General features: G+C 42.3%; 10 protein-coding genes. 3 read left to right on the forward strand and 7 right to left on the reverse strand.

The window, feature by feature from the left end; genetic code table 11:
* Positions 1-16: 16 nt before the first annotated feature.
* A complete protein-coding gene (locus tag F9K23_13765) occupies positions 17-3,319 on the reverse strand; it encodes a T9SS type A sorting domain-containing protein (protein KAB2914489.1) in 3,303 nt (1,100 codons plus the stop codon).
* Positions 3,320-3,397: 78 nt separating this feature from the next.
* Positions 3,398-4,462 carry an acyl-CoA desaturase gene (locus F9K23_13770; protein KAB2914490.1) on the reverse strand — a complete coding sequence of 355 codons (1,065 nt, stop codon included), beginning with the start codon at positions 4,460-4,462 and terminating at the stop codon, positions 3,398-3,400.
* A gap of 205 nt (positions 4,463-4,667) precedes the next feature.
* Here F9K23_13770 and gldA point away from each other — a divergent pair, with 205 nt between their 5' ends.
* The gene (gene gldA, locus F9K23_13775; protein KAB2914491.1) at positions 4,668-5,582 is read left to right on the forward strand and encodes a gliding motility-associated ABC transporter ATP-binding subunit GldA; all 915 of its coding nucleotides are present in this window, start codon (positions 4,668-4,670) and stop codon (positions 5,580-5,582) included.
* Between the two features lie 84 nt (positions 5,583-5,666).
* On the opposite strand, the gene F9K23_13780 is transcribed toward gldA, so the two are convergent.
* A complete protein-coding gene (locus tag F9K23_13780; protein KAB2914492.1) occupies positions 5,667-8,027 on the reverse strand; it encodes a T9SS type A sorting domain-containing protein in 2,361 nt (786 codons plus the stop codon).
* A gap of 93 nt (positions 8,028-8,120) precedes the next feature.
* On the opposite strand from F9K23_13780, the gene F9K23_13785 reads away from it, so the two are divergent.
* Both F9K23_13785 and F9K23_13790 read left to right on the forward strand, forming a co-directional pair.
* Positions 8,121-9,440: a UDP-N-acetylmuramoyl-tripeptide--D-alanyl-D-alanine ligase gene (locus F9K23_13785; GenBank protein ID KAB2914493.1), complete on the forward strand. Its 1,320-nt coding sequence runs from the start codon at positions 8,121-8,123 to the stop codon at positions 9,438-9,440.
* A 192-nt stretch (positions 9,441-9,632) separates the two neighbouring features.
* On the forward strand, positions 9,633-11,282 hold the full coding sequence (locus tag F9K23_13790) for a transcription termination factor Rho (GenBank protein KAB2914494.1): 1,650 nt from the start codon (positions 9,633-9,635) through the stop codon (positions 11,280-11,282).
* Positions 11,283-11,322: 40 nt separating this feature from the next.
* Here the strand turns inward: F9K23_13790 and F9K23_13795 are convergent, their stop codons facing one another.
* Genes F9K23_13795 through F9K23_13810 form a run of 4 tightly spaced genes read right to left on the reverse strand, consistent with a single transcriptional unit; the run spans position 11,323 to position 14,579 of the window.
* On the reverse strand, positions 11,323-12,186 hold the full coding sequence (locus tag F9K23_13795; GenBank protein KAB2914495.1) for an aldose 1-epimerase family protein: 864 nt from the start codon (positions 12,184-12,186) through the stop codon (positions 11,323-11,325).
* Positions 12,183-13,112 (reverse strand): YegS/Rv2252/BmrU family lipid kinase, encoded by a 930-nt coding sequence (locus F9K23_13800; GenBank protein KAB2914496.1) that lies wholly within the window; start codon positions 13,110-13,112, stop codon positions 12,183-12,185. Before F9K23_13800 ends, F9K23_13795 begins: the two co-directional genes overlap by 4 nt.
* A gap of 51 nt (positions 13,113-13,163) precedes the next feature.
* Positions 13,164-14,192, reverse strand: coding sequence for a glycosyltransferase family 2 protein (locus F9K23_13805; GenBank protein ID KAB2914497.1), 1,029 nt, complete (start codon positions 14,190-14,192; stop codon positions 13,164-13,166).
* Between the two features lie 9 nt (positions 14,193-14,201).
* The gene (locus F9K23_13810; GenBank protein KAB2914498.1) at positions 14,202-14,579 is read right to left on the reverse strand and encodes a hypothetical protein; all 378 of its coding nucleotides are present in this window, start codon (positions 14,577-14,579) and stop codon (positions 14,202-14,204) included.
* Positions 14,580-14,894: the final 315 nt, after the last annotated feature.

Genomic DNA, 14,894 nt, shown 5'->3' on the forward strand with positions numbered 1-14,894 from the left:
TTGTGAGAGAGGGCATTTACTCATGTATAACAATCAATTTATATACATAATTTTTTTTGTCGTTATACTCAAGATGAAGCAGGTAGAGGCCTGTTTCAATATTGGGCAAGAACACCGTATGCTCGGTTTGTTCATGTTCAGTACTAATTGAAATTTCACGGCCTTGTATATCGTACAATTTAATGGTATTTATTTCCCTACCCTTAACAAATACTTTAGTAGCGGCAGGGTTGGGATAAATTATAAAAGGATTTTCATCTGCATTAATACCCACTTTCAGTTGCCCAATTACAGCATTGTTCACTGTTGTTTCCCCGTAGCATTTACCATCTCCCGCAGTTAAACGGATGCTATACTTTCCTACTGTAGTTATTGTGAATGATGGATTTTTATTGGTAGAGGTATGCGTAACGGTGTCAAATTCATTTCGTACTTCCCACTGCCATGTGTTTGCAGGCGGCGGGGTTGTGTTGGTAAGGTTAATTGTAAAAGGAACAATACCGGTATCAATATCTACTGTAAATGAAGGTACGGGAACTGTATCAACAAGTGCGGTGGTGGTGTCTGCTGAAATACAGCCGAAAGTATCCGTAAAAGAGTAAGCAAGAATATGTATTCCGGCTCCTGCTTGTTGGGGGCTAAACACATTGCCGCTTACCCCGTTGCCCAACCACGTGCCGCCAGTGGGCAGTACTTGCAGTGTTTGCAGAGTATCGTTTTGGCAAAGCTGCGGAAGGGGTGTAAATGTTGCTTTGCTTGTTGGATGCACGTTAACGGCTACAGTATCAAAGCCTACACAATTATTGCTATCCGTACACTTTACTACATAACTTTTTTGTGATGTAACTAACGTGCTGAAGGTATCAGTGGCGTGTGTATTATCCCACAAATAGCTAAACGGTGCTGTACCTGCGCTATTGGTAGCCTTAAAAGTTAAGGTGGTACCCTTGCACACAACACTATCAGCCCCTGCATTGGGCAATGGGTTGGGGTTGGCTGTCACTGTAATAGTATCTAATCCAACGCAACCAAAAGCATCGGTTATTTTTAAGTAATGTGTTTGGGTAGCATTTACGGTAACGCGCAACGTATCTGTTGTATAAGTGGTGTCCCACAAATAAGAAACAGGCATAACCCCGTTGTGCCCTTTTACTTTAAGGGTAATATCGCCCCCTTTACAAACACCTGTATCAGCGGTTGCATTTATTAGCAGTTTGGGCAGTACAGTAACTTGTACACTGTCATACAACTCACACCCGTTGCCGTCTTTAGCTTTTAGTACAAATAAAGAGTCTTTGGTAAGGTTTAATGCAGTTATCGTGTTTGAAATATTAGAAGTACCAATCCATTCATACTTTAATGGGTTTTTAAAGTTGGTTGCGGTGGCAGCCATTGAAACGGATGTGGCATAACAGATGGTAGTATCAGGGAAATTGGTAAGCTTAAAAGGGTACACAGTATAATATACCGAATCAGCCAATGATGAGCAGCCATTACTGTCTTTTGCAATTACATGAAACCATTTGCTGTTGTTAAGACTGCGTGCAAGGGTTTGCCCGGTGTCGGTTCCGTTCCATATAAAAGTGTAGGGAGCTTTTGATATTACCGATATAACAGCCTCAAGGGTAAACGATGTTTTGGGGCATACCGTTTTGGCCATTCCGGCCGATACCGTTGGGATACTGTTTACCGTTGCGATTATATTTTTTGATGCCACACAGCGGTTATTATCAGTTACAATAACTTTATAAGCAGCAGTGGCAACAGGGAGGTTATACAAAGAGGCACTATTGGATAAACCTGCGCCGTTTAAACTCCAGCTGTAGGTAAACGGGGCAATACCGTTTAAGGGTGTTGCAAACAGTGGTATCGAGTCGCCCGTACATAAGGTGGTATCGTTTGTGGCAGAAATTTGAAACTTGTACGAAGTGGCAGGAATATATACCGAATCAACTAACGGGTCGCTGGTGCAAGGGGCACTTGTACGAAGCAGCACCGAAAACTTGTTCCAACCCGTATCGGCAAACGAAACACTCAACGAGTCGCCATTAATTTGCCAGGCTATCACTGAATCAATGGGCTGAAAGTGGAAAGTAGCTTGGGCTAATGATTTTTTTGTGATTAACTTAATTCGGGCGGTATTACACGATACCGACTTGCCCCCTAAACCAAAGTAGCTGCTATCCGGTGTCTCTTTTGCACTGAAGATAAAACTCCTTGCGGCGGTGCCATTTTTGGGGCAACTGTTGTCGCGTACAGTAGCAACAATAAAATTTGTGTTGTCTAAATCGCTGGTTTGTGCTGTCCAGCATACTTCAGCAACAGCATTTTTTCCATTGTAAGTAATGGTAGTGGTTGCACCCGGTAATAGTTTTGCAAACGAGATAAAAGTACTGTCACTAGTGTCCGAATCTGAGGAAGTAATGGTAATGCACTGTTTTTTACCCACACAGGCAACAGTATTGCTTCCGGATAGTTTGGGCATTTTGTTTATACTGTCTAACATCACAAAAAAAGTGCCTTCAAGCCTTGTTTGGCCAATTACGGTTCGGCTGTTTCCTGATTTTCGCCACTCAGTAATTTGTATACAGTAGGATGAAATTTCGTTGTTTTTTGTGGGCCTGAACATAAATGAACCGTTTACACTATCTAAACGAAACCCTGACGGAAAGATAAGGGAGGCATTAGGGAACCCAAGAAACGTAACGGGTTTTTGCCAATTGCTTGATGCTGCCCCCAACGGAGCCACAAGGTTATAGCTTAACGAATCGGTATCATCGGAAAAGCCGTGGTTATGAATAAAATCTTGCCCTAATGGTAGTATGAATTGCGGTGGTAAGGAGTAAACAGCACTGGTATTGGCACCCAGGCATTTATCAATCCATACACTGTTTGATAGGGGGGTGCTTGCAGCACCATTGGTAATATAAGAGGGGCGGCTGCCAGTATCGTACTCAAAATAATAACGGCAGGCACCTGATGAAACATCAACGGTGGTTTTATAAACAAGCTCTTGAATGCCTAAAGGGAAAGAACCGCTGTTACAAGTTGTTTGGGTAGTACAACCGTTAAAAGAGCCTGTAACATCTCTAACTGATTGCAGGGTGGTGCTAGCTGTATATATTCCTGATGATTTACCTGTAACTTTTATGTTGGGGGTGTTTACAGAACTTCCCGCGCAATCACGGTATAGGGTTAAATATACTTCGTAGGTAACGGAGTCGATAGCTTTATAACCTATATAAGAGCCAACTATATTTTGACCGGGAACTGTTTTACAAAGCAGCGCAATTATAAAAACAAGAAGAAATCTTTTCATACGCAATGAGGTTATAACCTAAAGAACCCATATATCTATGGGTTGTTGCCTATGAGAGTATGGGTTTCGTCTAAAAAGTTAACGCCCTAAATCGCGCATTACCTTATAGTGCGAAACGATGGCTTCGCCCATGGTTGGGTAATAGTTGTAGGTAACGTTGTATTGCTTGCATACGCGCTCCACAATGGGGCTTAATGCAGGATAATGAATGTGGCTTACTTTGGGGAACAGGTGGTGCTCAATTTGAAAATTAAGACCGCCTAAGAACCACGACAATGCTTTATTTTTTAATGAGAAGTTACAAGTAGTAAGCACTTGATGCTCTGCCCATTCTTTCTCAATCAGTTTATCACCGTGCAGGGCTTCTTCAAAGTGCGCTTTTTCTACCACGTGGGCTAATTGAAACACTACCGACATAGTGAGGCCAAACAAAGCATTCATTACCATAAACCCGATAATAAAGTTGGTAAAGCCTAAAAAATACCAAGGGATAGCAATGTATGCCACAGCATACCAAACCTTGCTCACCCAAAAAATAATATGCTCTTTTACGGTGAAATCTTTAAGCGGAGTTACTACCACTTTGCCTGTAAAGTATTTTATAAAGTCCATCAGCCATACCCAAAAATGGATGGTGAGGCAATACACCAATACACCGTAAATGTGTTGGTAGCGGTGCATTTTTAGTTTCTTTTGGGTTTCGCAGTGGCGCAGTACGGGAATCTTCATTATATCATCGTCAATCCCGTCAATATTGGTAAATGTATGGTGCACTACATTGTGCTTGGTTTTCCATAAGAAGGCATTACTGCCCAAAAAATTCATGCTGTAGCCAAAAAAATCATTCACCCACTTTTTAGTGCTATAGCTTCCGTGGCAGGCATCGTGCATCACATTAAAGCCTATAAAAGCCTGATTCATGCCCAGCAAAGCAGCAGCTAAAAGAGCCACGTACCATACCGGAGTGTAAAATACCAGCCAAGTGTATAACAACACCGTTACCGATAAAAACACAAATGTTTTTATGTAAAGTTTCCAGTTACCTTGTTTAGAAAGCTTGGTTTCTTTAAAATATGCGTCTACTTCTTTGTGGAGAGCCGCATAAAAAGGGCTTTTGTTATTAGCGAAAGTTACTTTTGCCATCTTGATTTTGAGGACGGAAGTTTACTGTAAGATGTTCGCAAGATAATTATAAACTTTAATACACAAGTTATGATTTAAATCAGCCGGTGAAGGGGTGGATATTATTGTTACCCTAAAAACTTTCCCTGCATTTTAACCTGCACACCAAAAAATGCCGTTATGCGTTTATAAACTGTATTTTTGTCGCTTTAAAAAAGATAGTCGCTTGTCAATCTCAGTACAAAACCTCACCAAGCTATACGGCACTCAAAAGGCCGTTAATGATATTTCGTTCACTGTTAACCCCGGTGAAATTGTTGGTTTCCTTGGTCCTAACGGTGCCGGAAAATCAACCACTATGAAAATATTAACGTGCTTTATCCCCCAAACGGAGGGTAAAGCCGAAGTATGCGGGTTTGATGTGACTGAAAACCCCATTGAAGTGCGTCGCCACATTGGCTACTTGCCTGAGCATAACCCGTTGTATTTGGATATGTACGTGCGCGAGTATTTGCATTTTACTGCTAAACTACATGGTTTGACGGGTAATGTGAATGTACAGGTAGATGAGATTATTGAGAAAACAGGCATTACCCCTGAGCGTAAAAAGAAGATAGGGCAGCTATCGAAGGGCTACCGTCAACGGGTAGGGTTGGCACAAGCGTTGTTACACAACCCCAAGGTGCTTATTTTGGATGAGCCTACCAGCGGACTTGACCCTAACCAAATTAGTGAAATACGTAATTTGATTAAAGAAACGGGTAAAGACCGCACGGTAATACTTTCTACCCACATTATGCAAGAGGTAGAGGCATTGTGCGACCGTGTGATAATTATAAATAAAGGTCAGATTGTGGCCGATGATGACACCCAAACTTTGAAGAGCCGTTTTGTGAAAGGCGGCAATGCAATTATTAAAGTGGTGTTTAAGGGCAACGTAACTGAACAGCAGCTAAAAACCATTAAAGGCGTTTCGCAGGCAAAGCATTTGGGCGACAACCGCTGGCAATTGCTGGCAGGCAACCCTGATGAGATAAAAGAGTTGTTGTTCCGTTTTGCGGTGGATAATAACCTTGTAATCTTAGAATCGGCACAGGAAACACAGCGTTTGGAAGACGTGTTCCAACAATTGACTATGTAATGCCTGAAAACACGAATGGCACCCAGTGCAGAGTGCCATTCAGTGTAGAAAAAGTAGTCTAAGAGGTTTAAGCCTGACCTCCCATCACCTTAGTATTGTTATTTTTTGCACTGCTTTGTAGTGCAATCCTCCGTGTAGTTGTATGTAATAAATACCTTGTTGCAAATGCGTGGTGCTAATAGTGTGCATCGCACTGCCTTCAGCAATAACTCCGGCATATACCTCCCTGCCTAATAAATCAATTAAAGTAACATCTACCGCACCATCGTATTGTTGCAGGCTGCGGCTAATGCTTACACTGGTATTTGCAGGATTGGGGTATACAGATACAGTCAGTTCAGGGTTTATTTCACGCACCCCGATAGGGTTTTGAACTTTTGAAGTATCCTCCAGAGCGTTTAAGAAGTTAATGCCTCCTCTAAAATTACCAATTACCATAATAGGTTTAGCTTTTGCGCTATCGCTAAGTTTTGCCACTACGGGTACAGAGCGCATACCGGGTGAGTAGCCGCCCATTTGCTTGGTAATGTTATTGAACAGGAAAGTATCGTTGGGTACAAAATCGCCGTTTAGGTTATCGGTAATGCTGTCAAACATCCAAAGTTTACCGCTGTAGCAACCTACCGCTAAGTCCAGCTTACCGTCAAGGTCAAAGTCTCCAAAATGGGGAGTAGCATAGCCTTTTGTATCGTAAACTACAGTAGTATCTATAATTTCACCGGTGTTAGGGTCGGGTACGTAGTAGTAATACCAAGCGTTTACAAATACACCGCCCAAAGTGTCGATAGTTGGAATACTGTCAAAGTTTGCAGCAGAAGCAGTACCCTTGTTTTTGAAGAAATTGATTATACCCGATGAAGTACCTACGGCAATATCAAGCAGGCCGTCTTTATCAAGGTCGATAAGTTGAGGTGCGGCAGCATTGCCCACATCAATTTTCATGTAATTTTTTATAGGCGTAGTAAACGATAGACTTGTTGAGGTATTATTCTGGTACATCCACAATTTACCGTCAGCATCGCCTATCAGCATATCAGGCTTTCCGTCGCCTGTCAAATCGCCGAAAGTAGGCTTCATGTCACGAATACCGTCTTTAATCAAGCCTAAATAATCGTTGCCGCTTTGCAGTTCAAATACGGGTTTGGTTTTGGTTCCGGTGTTCAGAAACAAATTCATGCGGTCAGCGGCGTTTAAAGTCACCTGATAATCGCCCCTGTGTGCCACAATCAAATCGCTGTCACCATCATTATCCACGTCAAAGAAAGCCGGTGCAGCTCCCGAACCGAAATCAATGGTGCTGTCCTGTATAAAGTTTTGTTTTACTAATGCAAATGCAGGCAAAGTGTTGGTACCGTTGTTTTTATAGAACCATACCTGATTTAATGTTTTACCTCCTGAAGCCATATTTGGGGCAACAATTAAGTCTTTAACCCCATCGTTTGTTACATCTACATAAAATGCAGCAGGGAAGGTGTATACTTTTGCACGGTTAGCCGATGGGAATACGGTATCATAAGCTACCATCGAATCAGAATACCATGAAAACTGGGTTTTTCCGTTGGTAAGTAGGGTAAGCTCATCGTATGAAGCGTCACCCAATATCAAATCATTGTCGTTATCGTTATCCATGTCAAGCATCAACATGGTAGAGCCTGAGTGCGCTCCTGATTTTTTCGGATAATACTTACCGCCCCAGCATTCTACACCCAGCGTAACGCTACGGTCGATAAAACTTTCCCTAAAATTACCCCAGCATAAATCGTAGGCACGGTAGCGAAGACTATCCATTGGTAAAGTGTCTTCAACAGCTTCGTTTCCGTATAAGGTGATAGAAGCCGCTGAAGCGTCAAAGCTTAAAATATCAATATCCCCATCGCCGTCGGCATCAAAAATTGCGGGCATATCAATATCAATATTGTAAATAGAGGCTAATGGTAAACCGTCCACGTTTTGGTCGTATTCAAGCACTTCTTTAGCAACCTCAAAAGCAGGAATGCCATTGGCTGATACGTTTTTATATACCATTATCGATTGAGAGTAATAATAGGGGTCGGCGGCCGTAAAAATATCCTCTTTGCCATCCTTATTGTAATCTACTAACAGTGCCCAAGAATTTATTTTAGGGAAACCAAATTCATATTGAGGAGCGTAAATCCAATCGGCACCATTACCTGTATTACGAATAAAGGTCAGTACTTTGTTCCCGCCCCTGTCAAACACAAAAAGGTCTTTTACACCGTCGGCATTTAAATCAATGTTTGAAAATTGGGGAGAAACCAAACCGCCCACAAAAGGAAAAGGAATTTTTTGTTGCGGAGCAGAATTAAACACCAGTGAATTGTCTAAATAAAATTTAGGACTTTGCGCAAAGGCAAAAGAACAGAAGGCCAATGTCGCCAAAAGGGTAAACGTTTTTCTCATGCGCACACGTGGGTTTAAGTACATAGTTAGATAGTGTTAAATAGTAAAATGTTGCCCCAATGTAACAAAAAAACGATAAGCGCTAAATTTAGCTTAATATAGCGGGGTTTTTAAGCCATGCAGTTATTACCTTCCATACAGCATTTATACGGGTTGTACACCCGCAGTTATAAGGTGTGTACCGATACACGTAATATAATTGAGGGCAGCATATTTTTTGCCCTTAAGGGAGCCAACTTTAACGGCAATTTATTTGCTGCTGATGCTCTTGAGAAGGGCGCAGCCTATGCCGTTGTTGATGAAGAAATTGCAACAACCGATGAGCGTATACTAAAAACCGATGATGCTTTGCAAGCCTTGCAACAGCTTGCTAATTACCACCGCAGGCAATTGAATATTCCGGTGATTGCAGTGGGCGGTAGTAATGGTAAAACTACTACTAAGGAGTTGTTGTTAGCAGTACTTTCAAAAAAATATAATACACTGGCTACGGGAGGTAATCTTAATAATCACATCGGAGTGCCATTAACACTACTTTCTATCACCCCGCAGGTTGAAATTGCTGTGATTGAAATGGGCACCAACCAGCCCGGTGATATGGAATTGTTATGTCAAATAGCTGAGCCAAATTATGGTATTACTACCAATATCGGGAAAGAACACCTTGAGGGGTTTGGTGGTATTGAAGGTGTTGCAAAGGAAGAAAGTATGTTGTACCTGCACCTGCTACACCACAACGGATTAGCGTTTGTAAATGCTAATGATGAATGGTTGGTACGTATGGCAAGCAGGCTTGAACGCCAGTATAAATATGGGTATGATACCGAGCAGCGTAAAATAACCAGTGCTGATTATAAAGGTGAATTATTATCTGTTAATCCATTTATAGAAGCCGTGTTGCCCTATGGTGCAGGGGTTATAAAAGCAAATCTTAGCGGTGAATATAATTTTCAGAATATTATGGCAGCGGCTTCTATCGGTCATTATTTTGAGGTTGAGGCAGAACAAATAAAAGCTGCAGTTGAAGTATACGCACCCACCAATAACCGCTCGCAAGTGGTGAAAAGAGGCAGTAATGTGCTGTATATGGATTGCTACAATGCTAATCCCAGCAGCATGGAGGTTGCTTTGAGGAACTTTGCAGGCTTTGAAACACCAAATAAAATCGTTGTAATTGGGGATATGCTTGAGCTGGGTAGTTTTGCCCCTGCTGAACACGAGGCAATGGCCACCCTTTGCAAACAACTTGGGTTTGAAACGGTCTATTTTGTAGGACCTATTTTTGCACCCTATGCACAAATTGCTAATGCGCGGCATTTTGAAAACTCGACCCTGTTAAGAGAGCATTTTTTGGTGCAAAAGCCTCAAAACAGCTACATTTTATTCAAAGCTTCACGAGGTATTGCACTTGAAAAAGCTGCCGCGGCGTTTGAATAAAACGGCAACCTGCTTACCCTGTGCAGGGTATATCAAAAAAACCGCTTGCGCATTACAATGCTACCCTGTATTATTGCAACAGGATATATCTATCCATTTCACTGTTTCAATTTAATTTTCAACTAAACTTTACTACTATACCAAAGAACAGAACCCTGTTTTTGTATTGTCAACACTTTACCGCAACACCTCATGTACGACATTCTTACACTTAATGATTTACTCTTATCCGAATTGAGAGAGATTGCCCGGAAATTCAACATCAAAGATTCGGAGCAGCTAAAAAAACAAGACCTGATATATAAGATACTTGAACACCAAGCGGTAAGCACTCCCGCTGAAGATGATGATAAGCCCCGCCGCGGGCGCAAAAAACCTGCCCAAGAGAAAGAAGAGCAGGCGGTTGTTGAAGATACAAAGCCGGAACCTAAGAAACGTGGCAAACGCAAGAAAGACGATGAAGACGCCGATACTGATGCTGTGCCCGTTACTTCCCCAGAACCCCAAGAATTTGTAATTGATACCGGCGATGATATGTCGTTGGATTTTATATTAAACGATCCGGATTTAGTAGCTGATGAAGAAACTAAACCCGCTCCGCAACCACAAGTACAACCACAGCCCGAAGCACAACCGCAACGCCAGCAACGCCACCAACAACCCCGCGAAGAGCGTGGAGCAAGGTATAGCAATGCTGTAGATGCGTTTATTAACTATGCTGAAGTTGAAGGGGTGGTTAGCTCACAAGGGGTGTTGGAAATTGTGCAAGACGGCGGCTACGGCTTCCTTCGCTCAAGCGATTACAACTACATGCCTTCGCCAGATGATATTTATGTTTCTCCTTCACAAGTAAAATTGCTGGGACTTAAAACAGGTGATACCCTTAAAGGTACCGTTCGTCCTCCCAAAGAAGGCGAGAAATACTTTGCACTGATAAAGGTAGAGAGCATCAACGGTAAAGACCCTGCTGATGTTCGCGACCGTGTGGGTTTTGAACACCTTACACCGCTTTTCCCTGATGAAAAGCTAAATTTGGTGTACGACCCTAAAAATTACAGCACCCGTATTATCGATTTGATTTCGCCCATTGGTAAGGGACAACGTGGTTTGATTGTGGCGCAGCCCAAAACCGGTAAAACCACCTTACTAAAAGATATTGCCAACGCTATTGCCGCAAACCATCCTGAGGTGTATTTGATTGTGCTTTTGGTGGACGAACGTCCTGAAGAGGTAACCGATATGGCACGCAGCGTACGTGGCGAGGTTATCAGCAGTACGTTTGACGAGCCTGCCGAGAAACACGTGAAACTGGCCAACATTGTGCTTGAAAAAGCAAAGCGTATGGTAGAGTGCGGACACGATGTGGTGATAGTGCTTGACTCTATTACTCGTTTGGCGCGTGCTTATAACACGGTGCAACCGGCATCGGGTAAAATACTTTCGGGTGGTGTGGATGCGAATGCATTACACAAACCCAAGCGTTTCTTTGGAGCTGCTCGTAAAATTGAAAACGGCGGTTCACTTACCATTATAGCTACTGCGTTGATTGACACAGGTAGCAAAATGGACGAGGTGATTTTTGAAGAATTTAAAGGAACCGGTAACATGGAGTTGCAGCTTGACCGTAAACTATCGAACAAGCGTATTTACCCTGCTATCGATATACTTTCTTCAAGTACCCGTCGCGAAGACTTGTTGCTTGACAAAGCTGTGATGCAGAAAATATGGGTATTGCGTAACCACTTGGCCGATATGAACCCCGAAGAAGCCATGAATACGCTGCTGAAATATATGCGCGGAACTCAAACTCACGAAGAATTCCTGATTTCGATGAACGGATAACAATATTTTCAATTAGCCAATCTGTTTATTTACAGATTGGCTAATTGTTTATTTCTACAGAAAATTGCCTTGTGAATGTATTGTTAGGGCTTAATACAATAACCCCCTCTTTCCCCTTAAATTCTCCCTCGAAGTTGGCATTATCAGCCAGTCCGCACCAAGGCTCTAAGCAAACAAACTCGTGGCAGTTGGGTTTGGTCCAGATGCCGAAATAGGGGAAGCCATCAAAATCCATTGTTAATGTGAAATCACCGCTAAAGCTTTTCAAATTCAACTTTTTCGAAGCCATATTTTTAAACACGATAGCATCTTTATCAAACAAAGAAGCCGTTAATGGTAAGCGGTTTGAATTACTAACTACCGTTTCGGTTTCGCCCGAAAAAACATTGTCTTTTAACAGCCAACGCTCAAGTGTTTCAGGTTTTTCAAATTCAATGTAATAGTCTTTCAGTTGCTTTGCAGGCAAGTTAAAACCCGGGTGTGCACCCACTGAAAAGTATATGTTTTGTGTGCTTGGATTGTGAATAGTAAATGTGGTTAGTATGCTGTTTTCTTGTAAAAGATAACTAACAGAAAATTCAAATTCAAAAGGGTATTTCTTTACGGTTTCAGGATTGCTTTTTAGTGTTAATAAAACTTCATCGTTGGTGTGTTTAGTTATTTCAAACACACTATCGCGGGCGAAACCGTGCCTGCTCAATGAGTATTCGTTACCATCAACCCTGTAAGTCCCGTTTTTCACCTCCCCCACAATGGGGAAAAGAATGGGTGCGCTACGATTCCAGTAGGCAGGGTCGGCTTGCCACAGATATTCAAAGCCCGTTTTTAAGTTTTTCAAGCTTTTTAATTCAGCACCCAAAGGGTTAATTGTTGCTGTTAAATACTCATTCTTTATGGTAATCATGGGGTGGGCATTTTTATGTGCAGCTTTTTGGCAAAGGGGGCTATTTCAAAATTATCATCGTAAAACAATTCTCCGTCAATATGGGCAGGCATTGTTTGCGGAAGCTTCAACACAACCTTATCGGCAGTAAAATAATTTAAGATGGGTAAGTGCAGGTGTTTTCCTTTTTCAACCATTTTAAGGCAACGTCCGCGTTTGATAATGCTTACTTTATGAATAGCGCAAACATCCAGTAAATTGTCGGTAATAATAGCTTTTGGAGTAATTTTAAAACCGCCGCCAAACGTGGTGCTATTAGCAACGGTAACCATAAAGCAAGGAAACGAAACTGTGTTACCGTTTGCAGTAAGGGTAAATACCTGCTCGCGGTAGGTAAACAAATGCCTGATTACGTGGTAATAGTAGGCCAAGAAACCGCTAAACCACGAAGGACTGTGCATCATGCTCTCAACTATTCTACCATCAAACCCCACCCCAAACCCATGTATGAATAAGCGGTTATTGCACTGCCATACATCAACGGGTTGCGGGCTGCCGTTTAGGGCAATGGCCAAACAGTTTTCAAAAGCCGGTTTACCCGTATAATTCTTAATTAAATCATTACCCGTGCCGGAAGGGATTACCGCTACGGGCAGGTGCCACATATTTTCCGGCAGCGAGTTTATAAATAAATGCAGGGTACCGTCGCCGCCGCTTACCCAAATTTCAGTGGGATTAAACTCTTCATACGCTTTTGTAAGCTTGTAGCGGTTGGCTTCTACATCTGCAATGGTTTCTACTACACGGTGGGTAATACCTTCTTGCTGCAAAAGGGTGGTAATTTTTGCAAGTGCAAAGCGGTTTTTTCCTTTAGCGGCAAACGCATTGTGGAATATGAGGGTACGGCGTTCCAAAACTTTGCGAAAAAATACGGGGATTTTTGGAATTCGTTTACTGACTCACCAAAGTAATTTTATAAAGCATAGGTTGTAGCTAAACTACAAACCCAATTTAGAAAACTCTTTTATCCTGCGGATAAAGAAATCGAACACGATGCTTTTGTGATAAACACCTGTATTGTTGTGGGGGTGGGTTTTATAGGCTTTGTATTCACTACGGCGTTTTATCCATTTACCAATTTGCAGGGTAAATGTGGTATGGGCTTTAAACACCGCCAGCGTATCGCGCCAATTACCGTACACCAAAAACATAAGTGCGGCGGCATCGTCCATTAAAAACCGAAGCGGTAACTTCCACAACAATCCTGTGCCGTTCATGTTTTTTACCATCATGGCCATGCAGTTATGAAAGTTTAAAAAAGTTTTGCGCGGGTTTTGCCTAGATAGTGTTCCTCCGCCTACGTGGTGCACTACTGATGCCGGTTGCACCATAATTTTATACCCGTGGTTTTTCAATCGCCAGCAAAGGTCAATCTCTTCCATGTGGGCAAAAAAGTCGGCATCCAATCCACCCGCTTCAAAATACTTTTCAGAACGGATAAACATGGCTGCCCCACTGGCCCAAAACACTTCTTCAACAGTGTCGTACTGATTGGCATCAACCTCGGTATGGTCAATAATACGACCGCGGCAAAAAGGGTACGAAAGCGTATCAAGGTAGCCACCCGCTGCTCCTGCATATTCAAACCGCTCCTTGTGGTGGTAGGATAGTATTTTAGGTTGGCAGGCCGCAATGACTGCGTCGGTTTCCATTAAATCAATAACGGGTTGCACCCAATTTGGAGTAACTTCCACATCACTGTTCAGCAGGATAAAGTAATCCGCCTCTACTTGTTTAAGGCATTCGTTATACCCCCCGGCAAAACCGTAGTTTACGGGTAGTTGTATAACGCGTATCTGTGGATAGTATTGGCGTAGAAACTCGACCGAGTCGTCGGTTGAGGCATTATCTGCCACAATTACCTCAAAATTATCGTAACGGGTTTTCAGCGCCGCAGGCAAAAATGCCTCGAGCCATTTACGTGTGTTATAGTTTAATATTACGGCGGCTACCCTTGGCTGTGGCATTTTTAGTGATTAGTTATTATCTAATGCAGATGCACGGTAGGGGATAAACACAAAACGGGCTTCGGTGCCGTGTATCACAAACATACAGATAAACTCTTTCGGGTCTTTGAAGTTCTCTTTAAAGTAGTCCGACTTATCAGCCTGTACTACTCCTTTGTCAACAAATTCCTCCAAAGTAGATGCACTAATGCTCCAATGGGTTGACATATCGTCTTTATCAAGTATTACCTCGCCAATTTCAATGTCTTCTCTATGAGCAATAAAGATGGGGTGTTTTGAGTAACCACCCTTAATAATATCGCTTGAAGTTTCTTTGATGGATTCTTTCATCAAAATTAACTCAGCGCGCAGTTGTTGCAGTTGTACTTCCCAAGTGTGGTTAAGCATAGCGGCTGCAAAGGTAGGGTTTTGTATGTTTTTTTGCTGTCAAATAAGGAACGGGGTAAAATTGTTACGACGGGTATAAAACCCGTCGCTATTTGCTCGATGTTTCAGGAGGGTTTAAAACCCTCCTGAAACAAACCCTTAAAAGAACAGGATTTTATATCCTGTCGTAACCTGTTTGTGGCGGGTTAAAAACCACCGCTTTTGTGATTACAACCTGCACGGGACTTAAGTCCCGTGCAGGTTGTAATCTTAACAGGATGGGGTTTAAACCCCATCTACAAATTTCACAAGCTTCACAAGCAATGTTACACTGTT

Source organism: Bacteroidota bacterium (assembly GCA_008933805.1).
GTDB lineage: Bacteria > Bacteroidota > Bacteroidia > UBA8524 > UBA8524 > SB11.